Annotated in this window: 13 protein-coding genes; 7 read left to right on the top strand and 6 right to left on the bottom strand. The window is 27.8% G+C overall.

Annotation, left to right across the window (positions count from 1 at the left end):
* The first annotated feature begins 122 nt into the window (after positions 1-122).
* From thrS to IBJ83_RS06490, 3 genes are all read left to right on the top strand, one after another.
* On the top strand, positions 123-2,069 hold the full coding sequence (gene thrS, locus IBJ83_RS06500; RefSeq protein WP_231698894.1) for a threonine--tRNA ligase: 1,947 nt from the start codon (positions 123-125) through the stop codon (positions 2,067-2,069).
* A gap of 377 nt (positions 2,070-2,446) precedes the next feature.
* Positions 2,447-2,968: a hypothetical protein gene (locus IBJ83_RS06495; RefSeq protein WP_068474409.1), complete on the top strand. Its 522-nt coding sequence runs from the start codon at positions 2,447-2,449 to the stop codon at positions 2,966-2,968.
* The gene (locus tag IBJ83_RS06490) at positions 2,969-4,372 is read left to right on the top strand and encodes an alanine/glycine:cation symporter family protein (RefSeq protein WP_068474412.1); all 1,404 of its coding nucleotides are present in this window, start codon (positions 2,969-2,971) and stop codon (positions 4,370-4,372) included.
* A gap of 430 nt (positions 4,373-4,802) precedes the next feature.
* Here IBJ83_RS06490 and IBJ83_RS06485 read toward each other — a convergent pair whose 3' ends face one another.
* Positions 4,803-5,606: a CPBP family intramembrane glutamic endopeptidase gene (locus IBJ83_RS06485; RefSeq protein WP_201275836.1), complete on the bottom strand. Its 804-nt coding sequence runs from the start codon at positions 5,604-5,606 to the stop codon at positions 4,803-4,805.
* A 12-nt stretch (positions 5,607-5,618) separates the two neighbouring features.
* Positions 5,619-6,314, bottom strand: coding sequence for a Crp/Fnr family transcriptional regulator (locus IBJ83_RS06480; protein ID WP_068474417.1), 696 nt, complete (start codon positions 6,312-6,314; stop codon positions 5,619-5,621).
* 272 nt (positions 6,315-6,586) lie between these two features.
* On the opposite strand from IBJ83_RS06480, the gene IBJ83_RS06475 reads away from it, so the two are divergent.
* On the top strand, positions 6,587-8,122 hold the full coding sequence (locus tag IBJ83_RS06475; protein WP_201275835.1) for a YjjI family glycine radical enzyme: 1,536 nt from the start codon (positions 6,587-6,589) through the stop codon (positions 8,120-8,122).
* Positions 8,112-8,957, top strand: coding sequence for a YjjW family glycine radical enzyme activase (locus IBJ83_RS06470; protein WP_201275834.1), 846 nt, complete (start codon positions 8,112-8,114; stop codon positions 8,955-8,957). Before IBJ83_RS06475 ends, IBJ83_RS06470 begins: the two co-directional genes overlap by 11 nt.
* Positions 8,958-8,993: 36 nt before the next feature.
* Here IBJ83_RS06470 and hpf read toward each other — a convergent pair whose 3' ends face one another.
* The gene (hpf, locus tag IBJ83_RS06465) at positions 8,994-9,521 is read right to left on the bottom strand and encodes a ribosome hibernation-promoting factor, HPF/YfiA family (RefSeq protein ID WP_201275833.1); all 528 of its coding nucleotides are present in this window, start codon (positions 9,519-9,521) and stop codon (positions 8,994-8,996) included.
* Positions 9,522-9,888: 367 nt separating this feature from the next.
* Between hpf and ymfI the strand changes: the two genes are divergently transcribed.
* Both ymfI and rpsD read left to right on the top strand, forming a co-directional pair.
* On the top strand, positions 9,889-10,626 hold the full coding sequence (ymfI, locus tag IBJ83_RS06460; protein WP_201275832.1) for an elongation factor P 5-aminopentanone reductase: 738 nt from the start codon (positions 9,889-9,891) through the stop codon (positions 10,624-10,626).
* Between the two features lie 111 nt (positions 10,627-10,737).
* Positions 10,738-11,337: a 30S ribosomal protein S4 gene (gene rpsD, locus IBJ83_RS06455; RefSeq protein WP_201275831.1), complete on the top strand. Its 600-nt coding sequence runs from the start codon at positions 10,738-10,740 to the stop codon at positions 11,335-11,337.
* Between the two features lie 141 nt (positions 11,338-11,478).
* Here the strand turns inward: rpsD and brnQ are convergent, their stop codons facing one another.
* The 3 genes from brnQ to IBJ83_RS06440 form a co-directional block, all read right to left on the bottom strand.
* On the bottom strand, positions 11,479-12,759 hold the full coding sequence (brnQ, locus tag IBJ83_RS06450) for a branched-chain amino acid transport system II carrier protein (protein ID WP_201275830.1): 1,281 nt from the start codon (positions 12,757-12,759) through the stop codon (positions 11,479-11,481).
* Between the two features lie 219 nt (positions 12,760-12,978).
* Positions 12,979-14,628 carry an ABC transporter ATP-binding protein gene (locus IBJ83_RS06445; protein WP_201275829.1) on the bottom strand — a complete coding sequence of 550 codons (1,650 nt, stop codon included), beginning with the start codon at positions 14,626-14,628 and terminating at the stop codon, positions 12,979-12,981.
* Positions 14,625-15,938, bottom strand: a complete 1,314-nt coding sequence (locus IBJ83_RS06440; RefSeq protein WP_201275828.1) for a radical SAM protein — start codon at positions 15,936-15,938, stop codon at positions 14,625-14,627. Before IBJ83_RS06440 ends, IBJ83_RS06445 begins: the two co-directional genes overlap by 4 nt.
* Positions 15,939-16,349 lie beyond the last annotated feature (411 nt).

Here is a 16,349-nt window from a genome sequence, read left to right as displayed (position 1 = left end):
TTTTGAAAACTATTATGGAGTCTTTTATCTAATTAAGAAGTAATTAGGGTGGAACCACGAGCCGTCGTCCCTACGTTGTAGGGGTGAAGGCTCTTTTTTGTATAGAAAAATAGGAGGAAGATATGGAAATGATTAAAGTTACATTCCCTGACGGGTCTGTTCATGAATTTGAAAAAGGTGTAAAAATTTTAGACGTTGCAATTAGTATTTCTGAAGGTTTTGCAAGAAATGTTTTAGGAGCAGTTATAAATGATGAGATTACAAAAGGTTTAAGTGAAACACTAAAGGAAGATTGCACAGTTAAATTTGTAAAGTTTGAGGATAAAGAAGGAAAAGATATTTTCTGGCATACATCAAGTCATGTTATGGCTCTTGCCATTCAAAGACTTTTCCCTGATACAAAGTTTGGTATCGGACCATCAATAGAAAACGGATTTTACTATGACTTAGATTCTGATCATAAATTCACACCGGAAGATTTGATTAAAATTGAAGAAGAAATGAAAAAAATAGTAAAAGAAGGATTTTCAGTAGATAGAAAAGAAGTAGATAGAGATTTTGCTTTAAAATATTTTGCGAAAAAAGGACAAGATTATAAAATTGACTTAATCGAAGGTTTTGATGCAGATGCTGAGCTTTCTTTCTATGAATTAGGAGAATTTACTGACCTTTGTAGAGGACCTCATCTTGTTGATGTAAAGAAAATTAAAGCTGTTAAACTTTTAAGTATTGCAGGTGCATATTGGAGAGGTAGCGAAAAAAATAAAATGCTACAAAGAATTTACGGTATAACTTTTGAAAAGAAAAAAGATTTAGATGAATACTTAGAATATTTAGAAGATGCAAAACAAAGAGACCACAGAAAAATCGGTAAAGAATTGGGAATCTTTATGATTAGCCAAAATGTAGGTGCAGGACTTCCTTTCTGGTTACCAAAGGGAGCAACAATTAGACGTGTAGTTGAAAGATATATAGTAGATAAAGAAATTGAATGTGGATATGAACACGTTTATACACCAATCCTTGCAAATGTTGATTTATATAAAACTTCAGGACATTGGGACCATTACCAAGACAGTATGTTCCCTCCAATGGACTTAGGAAATGGAGAAATGTTAGTTTTAAGACCTATGAACTGTCCTCATCACATGGAAATTTACAATAATGAAGTTCATAGTTACAAGGAGTTTCCTATCAGAATTGCAGAACTTGGAATGATGCACCGTTACGAAATGAGTGGAACATTATCAGGGCTTCAAAGAGTTAGAGAAATGACTTTGAATGACGCTCACATTTTTGTTCGCCCTGACCAAATTCAAGAAGAATTTACAAGAGTTGTAAACTTAATGAAATCTGTTTACGAAGATTTTAATATAAAGAATTATAGATTTAGATTAAGTTACAGAGATCCTGAAAACAAAGAAAAATATTTTGATAATGATGAAATGTGGAACAATGCTGAAACAATGCTTAAAAAGGCAATGGACGACTTGGGATATGAATACTTTGAAGCAAAAGGAGAAGCTGCTTTCTATGGTCCAAAACTTGACGTTCAAGTAAAAACTGCAATAGGTTTAGAAGAAACTCTTTCTACAATTCAACTTGACTTCTTGTTACCTGAAAGGTTTGACTTAACTTATGTTGGAGAAGACGGAAAGAATAATCACAGACCTGTTGTAATCCACAGAGGAATTGTTTCAACAATGGAAAGATTTATAGCTTATCTAATTGAAGAATATAAAGGTTCATTCCCAACATGGTTATCACCTGAACAAGTTAAAATTTTACCGATTTCAGATAAATTTAACGACTATGCTTATGAACTAAAACAAGCATTTGCTAAAAAAGATATAAGAGTATCAGTTGATGATAGAGCTGAAAAAATTGGATTAAAAATTAGAGAGGCACAACTTGCTAAAATCCCTTACAGCTTGATAGTTGGAGAAAATGAAGTAAACGAAAAAACTGTTTCTGTTAGAAAAAGTGGAGAGGGAGATAAAGGCTCAATGAAAGCAGAAGAGTTCCTTGAAATGATTTTAGAAGAAGTAAATGCAAAAGTAATTAAATAGTTAAAGAAAAAGTTATTGTGATTTTCGCAATAACTTTTTTTGCGCATAAAAAAACTGTATAGAATAATCTACACAGTCAGAGTACAGACAAAACTAATGCTTTGTCTGCACTCTGAAGTAAGGCTTAATACCTTGCTTTTTATTTTTATTATATATATTATAACAAAAAAGCAATCGTATAATTAAATTTATCTTAATTTAAATTATCTTTTTAAAGATACAAATAATTTTGTTACTAATTTTTTATATAATATTAATGCTAAAAAACTAGATTGTTAAAAAATATTAAAAGATATTGAAATTTTTTTTGTTTTTTGGTACAATATTACTTACTGTACATATTATTTATGTATAATATATAAATAAAGGAGAAAAAAATGTTTAAGACTATTTTAGTTTCAGTTGTTGTTGCTATATGTTCATTATTAAATTTTAATTTAGGACAAACAGATTTAAGAGCTTCCATGGGAATCGTTGCATTAATTGTTGCACTTCATGATGACCCTGACCTTAATGAATTAAAAACTGGCTTAATAGCTGGTATTTTCGTTTTCTTAATGAGAATATTAGTAAGTGCATTTGCAGGAAAAGCTTTAACCTTTGATGTTATAAGTTCTTATTCTATAGAAATTTTATTTTATGCAAGTTATGCCTTATTCTACCTTATACTTGTTAGACATGATCACTCAGCTTACAAAACACCTTTTATAATGCTACTTATGCTTTGTGATTTTGGTGCAAATACTGTTGAATACGTTGTAAGATTTTTAATATTTGGAGGTGGAATAATGAAAAGTCAATTTAATGATATTTTCATTTCTGCATTCATTCGTTCTGCAATTATATGGATAATTGTTTCATATCTTGCAAAATACAAATTAAAAAATAAGGAGAATTAAATGGATTTTATAAAAATTGTTGATGTTTTAAGCGGTTTCTTATGGAACTATGTTTTACTTTTTTGCTTAGTGGGAATAGGAATTTATATGTCTATTAGACTTAAATTTCCACAATTTACAAGACTTTTTCCAGCTCTCGGAAAAATGTTTAGAGATATAAAAGAAAATAAACCCGTAGAAGAAGGAAGAATGACTCCATTTCAATCTTTATCTACTGCAATTGCCGCTCAAGTTGGAACCGGTAATATAGTAGGTGTTGCAACCGCTGTTGCATCAGGTGGACCTGGAGCTGCATTTTGGATGCTTTTATCTGCTTTTTTTGGAATGAGTACAATTTTTTGTGAAGCAGTTTTAGCACAAGTTTACAGAGAAAAAAGAAATGGAGAATTAGTAGGAGGCCCTGCTTACTACATAAAAAATGGATTAAAAAATAAATATCTTGCGGGATTTTTTGCAGTTACTTGTATAGTTGCTTTAGGAATAGTTGGTATAATGGTTCAATCAAACTCTGTTGTGGAATCATTAAAAACTTCTATAAAATTGCCAAGTACAATAACAATCATCGGGCTTATAGCTTTTGTAGGAATAGTTCTAACAGGTGGTATGGATAGAATTGCAAAATTTACAGAAAAAGTTGTTCCTGTTATGGCTTTTTCTTATGTATTTGGTTGTTTAGTAATAATAGTAATGTTTTCTAATAAATTATTACCTGCTGTAGGTTTGATTTTTGAAGGAGCTTTTACTCCTCAAGCTATTGGTGGAGGCGTATTAGGAATAACTTTAAGAGATACAATAAGATATGGTCTTGCTCGTGGTCTTTTTTCAAACGAAGCAGGTATGGGATCAACTCCTCATTCACATGCCGTAGCACACACAGACCATCCGGCAGAACAAGGTTTTACTGCTATGATAGGTGTTTTCATATCTACATTTTTAATTTGTCTATCTACAATAATTATAAACATTGTAAGTGGTTCATATAACATGAACATTCCATCAGCTGAAATGGCAAAATCAGCTACATTAATGACTCAAAATGCTTTTATCAAAGGATTTTATAGCTTTGGTGGTATATTTTTATCATTATCTCTTACATTTTTCTCACTTACAACAATAGTTGGTTGGTATTTCTTTGCAGAATCAAATATAAAATACATTGCAGGAAACAAAAAAACAATTATAATTGTATTTAGAATAATAGTGCTTACTATGCTTGCTGTAGCTCCAATTTTCCAAGGAGATTTTGTTTGGAAACTATCAGATCTTTTCATGGGGCTTATGGCGTTACCTAACTTAATCGCTCTTATATTATTATCAAATAAAAGCGTAAGTATCTTAAAAGACTATGATAAATGTGTTAAAGAAGGTAATGTACATTTTGAATATGAATTTGAAAATAAATAATTTTTAAATAAAAAAGTGTCAATATTTTTATTGACACTTCAGACTGATGACAAAGGTGTCAATGAGAAATCATTGACGCTTTTTTAGTGGAGAAAAGAGTTGAAAAGTAATATAAGGAGATGTTGAAAATGCTACATAAGAATGATGAAAATAGAGTAAATCAAGTGCAAATGAGAAAGAAAAAGCAAAAATGTAAATAAAAGCTCTCCTAACTTTTGCGTGTCTAAATATGAAAAAATTAGCAAATATGATGAGTAAATTAGGTAGAAAGAGACCTAATTTTTTAAATTTCAGAGAAATTTATATAAAATTTAAGATTTTAATAAATTCTTAAGTGATTTTTAACTAAAAACAAAAATACATAAAAAAAACACAGACAAAAATAATGCTTTGTCTGCGCTCTGACTGTATAGAATAATCTATACAGTTTTTAAGATAATAATGTTATTATTGCTAAAAGATTGTTTAAAAAATGTCCTAAAATACAAGGTAGTAAAGACCTTGTTTTTTTATATATCAAACAACCTACGAAACTTGGTGCGATATACAAAGGAACTAAAAATAATCCGTCATGGATTATAGCAAAGATAAATGCTGAAATAAATGCAGGTAATATTACTTCTAAAAATTTTCCTTTGTCTTGAAAAATTTCGTGGAAAAATGTAAACATTCCATATTTAAAAGCAAATTCTTCGCCTATCGGTGCTGATATTAATAAATTAATTAATAATATCTTATTTAATTTTAAAGACTTTAAAATACTCTCAGTATTATTACTCTTAAAAGTTAATCCTAATAGTGGGTAGGTATATGAAATTATGATATTCCATAAAATCATAAATACACCAAGACCAATTCCAATTAAAAATAATTTTTTAAAAGAAACAGTTGTTTTATTTTTAGAGATACTATCAGTTCTTTTTTTAACTATAAAAATAGCTATTATAAATGCAATAAGTGTTGCAATAGATCCTAAAATATCAACAAAAAATTTATCAAACAATTCTCTGTTTTCAATTAAATAAGCATTATTTTCAAAAAACTTAACTACAAAGTTTAAACTCATCACACTTTCCATAATTTTTTGATTATCTAAAATTTTAATACATATTAACATAATAAAAATTGGAGTTAGAAAGTAGTTTAAAACTATAAATAAAGATTTTTTATTAAATTTTTTTGTCTTTTTATCTGAATTGGATACTGAGTTAGCATTTTCGATAGATTCACTCATAATACTCACCTATTAGTCGTTATCTACACCTTTTTCTTTTGAGTATTCAACTAAATTATCGTAATTTTCCTTTGAAATTATGATTTTACCTGTTTGTCTTGAAATACAATTTCTATCAATCAATTCATTTAAATATCTATACATTGTTCTTTCGTTAATTCTTAAATAGTCAGAGATAACTTTTTTAGTTAAAGTAATTCTAACAGGGAATTCAACTTCAACACATTTAGATAAGAAGAATTCAATTAAGTTTTTCTTTCTTCCGTAGTTTTTAGTTAAATCGAATGTAGCGATAGAATGTTTAGCAAAGTCTAATAAGAAGTGATTGTAAATTTTTAAAAGTTCAATACTTTCAGCTTCTCTTTCAAATGCTTCAACTGGAATTCTAATAAGTCTTGTATCTTTGAAGAATGCAACACTCTTATAGAAATCATGTTTGTTATCCATAAATTCAAGTAAACCAAGTATAGAAGTATTTGTAATGTGATTAAATACTATTAGTTCCCCAACGGGTGTGAAGTGAACTACATTTGCACTACCTCTAACTAATAAATATAAATAATCCAGTTTGTCGTTTTCTTTAATTATTACAGTTTTCTTCTTTACTTTAAGCACAGTGAATTCTGAATATAATCTTTTATCAGTTTTTAAATCGAAAGTTTTGTCGATTAAAACTTTTCTTAATAAAGTAACTAATTTACTTTCCATTAATGTCCCTCCTTAAATAATCATACAATATATTATAATACAAATTAATTAAAAAATAAAGGGATAATCGTTAAAATTCACAAAAAAAATTTAAAAAATACGACTAATAAATGATAATTATTTTTGTTTAGATGATACTTTATCTGATTTATGGTTTTTGATTATTTTTTTAATAACTCAAAAAAGACAAATTACAGTATCATTTTTTGTTTTAATGATATATAATAAGGGTAAATAGTAGATGACTTTATGACATAAAATTTGGAGGTATTATGATTTCAGAAATTAAAACATTAGAAGAAGCTAGAGAGTTGTCAATGAATATTATTAAGGCAAAAGATTTAACTTTTGAACAAAAGACTTCTCAGCTTGCAAAACTTGCGGAAAACTTAAATAATTTTCCAAAAAATTCAGTAAATGAAAGAATATTTGAAATTTCAGAAAATGGAGGTTTTTGTGATTTGTGGGAAGGACATGCTCCTTATGCACCAAGATACATTTGTCCGAATTACCAAAAACTTTTAGATGAGGGCTGTAAATTTTTACGTCTTGAAAAATCTGAAACTCTACTTGATGCAATTAATAATTTATTAATTTTTTACCATCATATTCCTTCTATAACTAGATATCCTGTTTATATTGGGAAAATTGATAAACTTTTAGACCCGTTCATCACAGATAGAGATGAGGCTAAAAAGTTAATTAGATGGTTCTTAATTTCTTTAGATAGAACAATTAACGACAGTTTTTGTCATGCAAATATTGGGCCTGAAAAAACTGTTGCAGGAGAAATTATTTTGGAATTACTTCCAACTTTAAATAATGTTACTCCAAATATGACTATTTTATATGATGAAGACATAACTCCTGATGATTTTGGAGAAAAATGTGTTTATGCATCACTTTTAACTGCAAACCCTGCTTTTGCAAATGACAAATATTACAGAAAAGATTTTGGTGGCGACTATGCGATAGCAAGTTGTTACAACGGACTTCCTATTTCAGGAGGTGCATTTACTCTTAGCAGATTAAGACTTGGTTCACTTGCAAGAAGTTCAAGTTCAAAACAAGATTTTTTTGATAGGGTTTTACCTGAGGCGATAGACTTAATGTGTAACTTTATGGAAGGAAAGATTAGATTTTTAGTTGAAGAAACTCCTTTCTTTGAAGAAAACTTCTTGGTTAAAGAGGGATTCATTGAATTGGATAGATTTGTCGGACTTTTCGGTTTAGTTGGTTTACATGAATGCGTTCAAAAACTTTTAGAATTTGAAAATAAAGATTTGGAATATGGAAAAGATGAATATGCAAATAACTTAGGATTGGAAGTTATGGATTTCTTAGAAAAGAGAGTAAATTCATTTGAAAGTAAGTATTCAACTTTTTGGAATCACAAGTTTATGTTACATTCACAAGTTGGAGCACAAGACGATACAGAGGATAGTGCCGGTGTTAGAATTAGAATTGGAAAAGAAGTTCCGATGTATGATCATATTAAACATTCAGGACTTTTCCACAAATATTTCCCATCAGGGATTGGCGACCATTTCCCATTTGATGAAACTGCAGAAAAAAATCCATCAGCCGTTTTGGATATTTTTAAAGCAGGTTTTAAACTTAATATGAGATATATTTCTTGTTATGGAGAAAATGGAGATTTGATTCGTGTAACCGGATATTTGGTAAAAAAATCTGATATGCAAAAATTTATTGACGGTGAAAGAGTTAGCTACGATACTGTTCAATATGCAAGAGAGGCTTTTGAAAAATATCACTTATTAGAACGTAAGGTTAGAGATGTTGAATAAAGGAAAAATAAACAAAATAATAGATATGTCGGTGGTGGACGGACCTGGTAACAGGACGTCCATTTTCCTACAAGGTTGTAATTTTAATTGTTTTTATTGTCATAATCCTGAAACGATAAGACATTGCATAAACTGTATGGAATGTATTCCGTCTTGTCCGACTAAAAGTTTGACAAATGTAGATGGAAAAATTGTTTGGAACGATAAAACTTGTATAAATTGTGATGAATGTATTAGAGTCTGTAAGCATCTTTCAAGTCCTAAAATATATAATTGGACAGTTGAAGAAACTCTTGAAAGAATTAAAAAGAATATGCCTTTCATAAGAGGAATTACTGTTAGTGGTGGAGAATGTACTTTACAACATAATTTTTTAGTGCCACTTTTTACGGAAGTAAAAAAACTTGGACTAACTTGTTTTGTAGATACAAATGGAAGTCTGCCTTTTAAAAAATTACCAAAATTGGTTGAAGTTACAGATTCTTTTATGCTTGATATAAAAGCATTTGATAATGAAGAACATATTTTTATAACTAAGAGCAAAGTTGATACGGTTTTAGAAAATGCGGATTATCTTGCAAGTATTGACAAGCTATTTGAAATAAGAACGGTAACAGTTGCTGGAATGGATAACAGAACAACAGTTGATAAAATTACAAAGATGCTTTCCAAGTACATAAAAATGGGACATAAGATTAGATACAAGATTATAAAATATAGAAAATTTGGTGTTAGGGAAGAATACAGTATGTTTTCATCTCCAACCGATGAAGAAATGGAAGAATTGAAACAAATAGCATTGGATAATGGATTTTGTGATGTTGTTATTGTTTAAAGAAAAAAGAGGATTTTTAAAAAATCCTCTTTTTGTCTATTCAACTATTATTAAACCATAGTGTCCATCTTTTCTTTTATATAAAACATTTGTTTTTGAATCTTTTGCATTTTTGAAAATAAAGAAGTCATGGTTTAAAAGTTCTATTTGTAAAATAGCCTCTTCTTCAGACATTGTAGCAACGTCAAAGTTTTTAATTCTAACAATTTTTGATTCTTCTTCATCTTCAACCGGTTCAGAAATTTTTTCAAATCTGATAGTTTCTAATGCTTGATATTTCTTTTGTAACTTTGTTTTGTTTTTTCTGATTTGTCTTTCAAGATTGTCTAAAACAATATCTATTGAAGTGTACATATCAGTTGTACTTTCTTCGGCTCTAAGTATTGTACTATTTGGTAAATAAATTGTTGCTTCAAAAATTTTGTTATTTTTAACAGAACTGTAAGTAACTTTACCTTCAATGTCTTTAGAAAAGAATTTATCTAGCTTTTCAAATTTCTTAGCAGTAATATCTCTTAAAGCATCAGTGATTTCAATGTTTTTACCTATAAATTTTAACTTCATACAAATACCTCCTAACATTTTTTACAATTATATCGAAAAAATATAATTGTTATGTTAATTATATTATACCATATTTTTCTGTAAAATAACTAAACTAAGGATAAATATGGTGAAATAAAATTCTCGTAATAGAAAAGTTTATTAATGTTAATTTTATTATACCATATTTTTCGATAAAATAATTAAACTAAGGATAAATATGGTGAAATAAAATTCTCAACATAGAAAAGTTTATTAATGTTAATTTTATTATACCATATTTTTCGATAAAATACCAAACTAAAGTAAAATAATTTTTTATTTTGCGTTTGTTTGTGGTATAATTAAAATTAATCTTGTTGATATAATTTATTTTAAAGGAGTTAGTATGAAAAGAGATACTGTACTTATAACAGGTGCATCAAGGGGCATTGGTTCGGCGATTGCAAAGAGCTTGGCAAAGGAAAATTATAATATAGTTATAAATTTTAGAGAAAATGAAATAGAGGCTAAAAGAGTTTTTGACGAAATAAAAGAATATAATTCAAATGTTTTGATGATAAAGGCAGATATAAGAAAAACAGAAGACGTTGAAAATATGTTTTTAGAAATAGAAAAAATTTTTGGAAATGTAGATATTTTAATAAATAATGCAGGAATTTCAAGTGTGAAATTTTTTCAAGATATCACAGAAGAAGAATGGGAAGATATGTTTAATGTAAATGTTCATGGAGCTTATCGTTGCATAAAGAGAGCTATTCCTTCAATGATAAGTAATAGATACGGAAAAATTATTGGGATTAGCTCAATATGGGGAGTTACCGGTGGCTCACTTGAGGCGCATTACTCTGCAACTAAAGGAGCAATTATTTCTATGAATAAAGCTTTGGCAAAGGAACTTGGTTATTCAGGAATAACCGTAAACACTGTTGCACCGGGTGGAATTGATACAGATATGTTAAAAAATATTTCAAAGGAAAATCTTGAAGAGTATTGCTCGGAATTTCCACTTCAAAGACTTGGAAAGCCAGAAGAAATTGCAAGTGTTGTAAAGTTTTTGGTTTCAAAAGATTCTTCTTATATAACAGGACAAGTTATAAATGTTAACGGAGGAGCTTTTATTTAAAAATTATTGAAAAAAACATAAAAAAGCTATTTACAAAATATAAAAAAAGTTGTATAATTTATGCGTGGCTATAAATTATCGCGGCAAATAATTTATGGGGAGTATGAAAATATGGCAAAAATGATGGGACCTAGATTTAAACAATCAAGAAGACTAGGCTTAAATGTATGCGGACACCCAAAAGCTAATAAGAGAATGGGTAAAGGTCTTGCAAGAAACGACAAAAAATTAACAGAATACGGTTTACAATTACTAGAAAAACAAAGACTAAGAGCTTACTATGGAGTTATGGAAAAACAATTCAGAACTTATGTAGAAAAAGCGCTTAGACAAAAAGAACATATAACAGGGGACGCTCTTGTTATGATGTTAGAAACAAGATTAGATAACCTTGTTTACAGAATGGGTTTTGCGTCTTCAATTAGACAAGCAAGACAAATGGTAGTTCATGGACATATGCTTGTTAATGGTAAAAAAGTTGATATACCTTCATACGCAGTAAAAGTTGGAGATGAAATCACTTTAAGAGAAAAATCACAAAAAGTAGAAATGTTCAAAGAAAACTTTGAATCTACATTCTTAGGAGTTGTTCCTTATATCGAAAAGAAAGAAGGATTGAAAGCAACTTTAACTAGAATGCCTGAAAGAAATGAAGTTCCTATTGAAATTCAAGACTCATTAGTAGTAGAATTCTACTCAAGATTAATTTAACACAAAGAAAAGCACGAATCATCGTGCTTTTTTGTTTGTAAAAAAAGAACCTCACCTTTACACGATGGTGGGTTCCTGATAACCTTGTTGATTTACAAAAAAAGTGATGTAAACGCTAATACATCACTTTTTCTTTTGATTTTATTTCTTTTTAATAAATAATGCTATTACAAATGCTATAAAACTTGGAATTATCCAGTTAAAACCTATATCACTTAATGGTAAAATAGTTATAAATTTAAAAATTCCTAATTGTTCATAAAGTACATGTATAAAACTTATTATAACTGCTGTGAAAGTCGGTAGTTTGAATATTAAATCATTTTTGATTTTTTCTTTGAAAAATGTAAGTATAATTAAAACAATTGTCGGTGGATAAACAACAGCAAGTATTGGAGCACCTATTTTTACTATTCCACTAACTCCGATTATTGCTGTAACTGTTCCGAATAAACAAATTCCAAGTATGAATGTTGAATATTTAAATTTTCCCTTTGTAATATTTACTAAATATTCTCCAGACGCTGATGTAAGTCCTATTGATGTTGTTAAACAAGCAAGGAATGATGCTAAGCCTAAAGTAATTTTTCCTGCATTTCCCAAAAGGTTTTGTGTTACATTTACAATTATTTGTGATTGTTCGGCATCTATTCCATATTGTGTAGAAACTGTTGATCCAAGATATGTAAGTCCACAATAGATTAGTCCTAAAGTAGTACAAGCTATAAGTCCTGACTTGAACAACATTTTCACTTGTTGTTTCGGTTCGTTGTATCCTTTGTTTTTTAATGTCAACATTAAAACTGAACCAACTGCAAGAGATACGAAACAGTCCATTGTTTGATAACCGTCGATTAGTCCTTTTCCTAAAACATTATTTATTTTAGCCGTTTCAGCTGGAGCTCCAATTGGAGTAATTGTTCCTTTAACAATGATTATAACCAATGAAAGTATTAGAAAAGGGGTTAAAAATTTTCCGATAATATCTACAACCTTTAAAGGTCTAACAGTTAAAAAATAAGTTAAAGCATAAAAAATAAATGAAACTGTTGTGATTGAATAAATATTATGGAAACCTAAAATTGGCTTAATTCCCATTTCATAAGCTGTTGCTCCAGTTCTTGGAATTACAAGTAATGGACCTACGCACATTATAACCATAAAACTTAAAAATAGTGCCGGTTTTTCTCCGATAGGTCTAAAAAAATTCATTATATCACATTCGTAGTAAGTAACTGCCATCAATGCTACAAGAGCAAGACCAACGGCTGTAACTGTAAATCCTAAAAATGTTATGAACCAAGAACTACCTGAAATAACTCCCAAATATGGAGGGAAAATTAAGTTCCCTGCCCCAAAAAACATTGAAAAAAGAGCAAATCCAAACGTTAACATATCAACTATGCTATTTTTTTTGTTCATTACATTCTCTCCTTAAAAATAAAAAAATTAAAATATCAAAACTAAGAAAAATTGTATTTTGTCTAAACATATTTTACAAGATATTTGAAAAAAACTCAATACTAAAAGTGGTGTTTGTAAAAATTTTTTAAATATATTTTATTAATTTTTGAAAAACCAAGAAAAATGTTGTTGACATAAAAAAGTTGAGCATTTCATACTCAACTTTATATATAAAATTTAATCAATTGTTTTAAACTCATTTTTATTTAAATCCATTATTTTATTACATATTGATAATGGCGTTTTTTTGTGAGTAATAATCAAAATAATTTTCTCTTTACTAATCATTTTTATATTTTTTACTACTTCATTTTCTGTTTCGTTATCTAAAGCTGAAGTAAATTCATCAAGAATCAATAAGTCAGATTTCTTATATAGTGATCTTGCAAGTGCAATTCTTTGCTTTTCGCCACCGGAGATATTTTTACCATTACTTTCGATAGATAAACCTTTTGTATTTTTGTTGGTCATTATTTTGTCTACTCTAGCTAAATTTATTGAATTCTCTAGATTTTTATTGTTAATATTGTTAAAAGTGATATTTTCCTCTAAATTTCCTTTAAACAGAAACATACTTTGTTCTAAATAAGAAACATAGTCATAATAACTATCTCTTGAAATATCTCTGATTTCTTTCCCATTTATTAATAAATTTCCAGAATAATTACTCCAAAATTTAAGAATTACATCTATCATTGTGCTTTTTCCGGTTCCGGAAGAACCGATAATTCCGACAATATCTCCTTTTTTAAAATAACAATTTACATTTTTTAAAACCTCTTTTTCTCCATAAGAAAAAGCTAGGTTTTTCATTTCTATTTCATTTATACCTGAAATTTTTTCCCCTTTTGAAAAATCCTCAATATCTTCTTCTAAAAAACTTATAATTCTATCAGACATTCCTAAAGAAATTTGAATATTACTAAACCAATTTATCAAATTTTGCATAGGTTCATAAATAAAATTTAAATAAAAATAGAAAGAAAATAAATATCCCAAAGTTAAATTTCCGTTATTAACTTCGATAGCACCTAATATCAAGATAATAATAGGCAACATAATTATTGTAAAATTCATTATACCATATCCAACAGCTGTATACCATTTCATTTTTTTTAGATATTTTTCATAAATCTTGATATTTTCTTTAAATTTATTTAAGAAGAAATTTTCTTTTTTAAAAACTTTTATCTGGAAAATTCCTTCGGTATATTCTTTGATATTATCAGTTAAATTAGCAAACTCTTCTCTTTCTTTTATACTGCTATTTTGAATTGAATTTTGAATAAGACCAAAGAAAATTGTAAATGTTGGAATTACAAAAAGCACAACCAAAGTCAATTTCCAAGACATTCTAAACATAAAAAACAAAACCATCGAAATATTCAAAGTATTTAAGAATAACATTGGCAAACCGACGGAGATGTCTTTTGAAATGTTTTCAGTATCTTGTAAAATTAGTGAACTAAGATTTTTAAAATTTGTTTTACAATATTCAGTTTTTTTTGTAAAAAATTTTTCAAGCATCAGACTTCTAAAATAATCTGTAAATTCAACTTTAAAAACATGCCATTTATAATTTTGTAAAGAATTTAAAAATACATTTAATAAGCCTACAGATGCTACGATTAAAGAAAATTTTATAATATTTTCTAAAGATTGACCACTTTGAACTTTATTAACCAAGTTACCTAATAAAAACGGAATTATTATACCAATAATGGTTGCTGTTGCGCTTAAAACCGTTACAAATATTCTACGATATTTATAATCGCCTATATATGATATTAATTTTTTATATTTTTTAAAATTACTACTTTTTTTCATATCTCTATAAATCCCTTAGTTTCTAGATAATCTATGAATTTTAGTAAATCATTTATTTCTATATTATTTTTTTCTGAATACTGTTTCAAAGAAGGGTAATCATTTATAAATCTATTCATTATATTTAATAGAATATTATAACTATTTTTATTTAATTTAATTGTATTTAATGTTTTTGTTGAGATAGCTAAAATACTATCAATTTTATGTACAAAACGGATGTCTTGATTTATAGGTCTTATATTGTTATAATTTTTTTTTCTAATTTCATTTAAATATAGGCTACATTCTGTAATTATGGTATCTTTGTTTACATCCAATGGACAAGGGAAACAAGTTTTTGAAAAGTATTCACAGTTTTTACATGGTTTTAAATTTCTATATTCTTCACTTTCTATGATTGAAAATGGAACAGAAAAATCCTCATCACTCCATACATCTTTAAATTTATTTTCTCTTATAGAATATTTTTCTAGATTTAAGTCGTTGGTTTTAAATCTATTGCAAGGGAACATTCTTCCTTTATTATCCATAAATCCAAAAAGCAACCCCGCTCCACAGCCATGTACAGACTGAGGAAATACCATACCAAAAACACTCTCCATATAATTTTTTGCCATAGGTCTTGTAAATTTAGGGTCAATAATCAATTTGTTACCTAAAGACTTGTATCTTTTGGATATTTCTTTCATTGCAAACACTTGTTCAGGAAATGAAACTGAATAACCACTACCTTTAGCATTACCTTCTTCTATCATTGCCAAAATATTTAATTTGGTTGCCTTTAAATTAATACATAAATCAATCATATTGGAAACATATTTATAATTCTTTTTGCTAATTACAAAATTAATTTCTATGTTTATATTTGATTTTAATAAATCTTTATTTTTGTTTGTAGAATTTATAGATGATATTATTCTATTAAATACTTTTTTCCCTCTTATATCATCATTAATGGTTGCATTATGACCTTCAATACTAAATACTATTGATTTTAGATGCTTTAGTCTTAATAGTTCTTTAATTAGCTTTTCATGTAGTAAAATTCCATTAGTATTGAATCCAAAATCAATATTGTTATAATCTAAAATTTTACAAATCTTTAAAAAATCTTTTTTTACAGTAGGTTCTCCCCCTAACATATGTATATAGTCAATTTCATATTTAGATTTTATATCTTTGATTATGTTTTCAAATTCTTCGTAATTGAGCTCATTAGAAATATCACCAAGATAATCTCCATTAATACAATGTTTGCAGTTTAAATTGCACATATATGTACTATCCCATTTTATTGTTAAACCCATAATATATCTCCTTAAAAATCTTTGATATAAGAAGGTTCCAAAGTTGATGTTATCAACTTTGGAAACTTTTTCAACATAGCTATACAACTATATTGCAATTGTTGTTTACAAAACAACTAAAAAGTGAATTTGCGTAGACTGTGTAATTTCTTTCTACATCTTCATAAAAAAGAATTTCATTTTTCATAATTTACCTCCTTTACAAACTCGCTTTAAAATTAAAGCTAACTGATTCGGCATCATTATACCATATAACATTTGTTATGTCAAAAACTTTTTTTATTTAAGGTAAATTTAAGTGTTATGATACAATTGATGTGAGACCAAGGGTACAAAAAAAAAGAGAATATCCTGTATAATTAAAATAACAAAAAAAATAACTAGAAAGGAACTCTCTTTTATGAATAATAT

Source organism: Parvimonas parva (assembly GCF_016552165.1).
GTDB lineage: Bacteria > Bacillota > Clostridia > Tissierellales > Peptoniphilaceae > Parvimonas > Parvimonas parva.
Note: the sequence above shows the minus strand (reverse complement) of the source record. Positions and strands in the feature narration are given on the sequence as shown.

Excerpts from the sequence above, each read along its gene's own strand:
- thrS (WP_231698894.1), top strand. The coding sequence starts at position 123 with ATGGAAATGATTAAAGTTACATTCCCTGACGGGTCTGTTCATGAATTT.
- IBJ83_RS06495 (WP_068474409.1), top strand. The coding sequence starts at position 2,447 with ATGTTTAAGACTATTTTAGTTTCAGTTGTTGTTGCTATATGTTCATTA.
- IBJ83_RS06490 (WP_068474412.1), top strand. The coding sequence starts at position 2,969 with ATGGATTTTATAAAAATTGTTGATGTTTTAAGCGGTTTCTTATGGAAC.
- IBJ83_RS06485 (WP_201275836.1), bottom strand. The coding sequence starts at position 5,606 with ATGAGTGAATCTATCGAAAATGCTAACTCAGTATCCAATTCAGATAAA.
- IBJ83_RS06480 (WP_068474417.1), bottom strand. The coding sequence starts at position 6,314 with ATGGAAAGTAAATTAGTTACTTTATTAAGAAAAGTTTTAATCGACAAA.
- IBJ83_RS06475 (WP_201275835.1), top strand. The coding sequence starts at position 6,587 with ATGATTTCAGAAATTAAAACATTAGAAGAAGCTAGAGAGTTGTCAATG.
- IBJ83_RS06470 (WP_201275834.1), top strand. The coding sequence starts at position 8,112 with ATGTTGAATAAAGGAAAAATAAACAAAATAATAGATATGTCGGTGGTG.
- hpf (WP_201275833.1), bottom strand. The coding sequence starts at position 9,521 with ATGAAGTTAAAATTTATAGGTAAAAACATTGAAATCACTGATGCTTTA.
- ymfI (WP_201275832.1), top strand. The coding sequence starts at position 9,889 with ATGAAAAGAGATACTGTACTTATAACAGGTGCATCAAGGGGCATTGGT.
- rpsD (WP_201275831.1), top strand. The coding sequence starts at position 10,738 with ATGGCAAAAATGATGGGACCTAGATTTAAACAATCAAGAAGACTAGGC.
- brnQ (WP_201275830.1), bottom strand. The coding sequence starts at position 12,759 with ATGAACAAAAAAAATAGCATAGTTGATATGTTAACGTTTGGATTTGCT.
- IBJ83_RS06445 (WP_201275829.1), bottom strand. The coding sequence starts at position 14,628 with ATGAAAAAAAGTAGTAATTTTAAAAAATATAAAAAATTAATATCATAT.
- IBJ83_RS06440 (WP_201275828.1), bottom strand. The coding sequence starts at position 15,938 with ATGGGTTTAACAATAAAATGGGATAGTACATATATGTGCAATTTAAAC.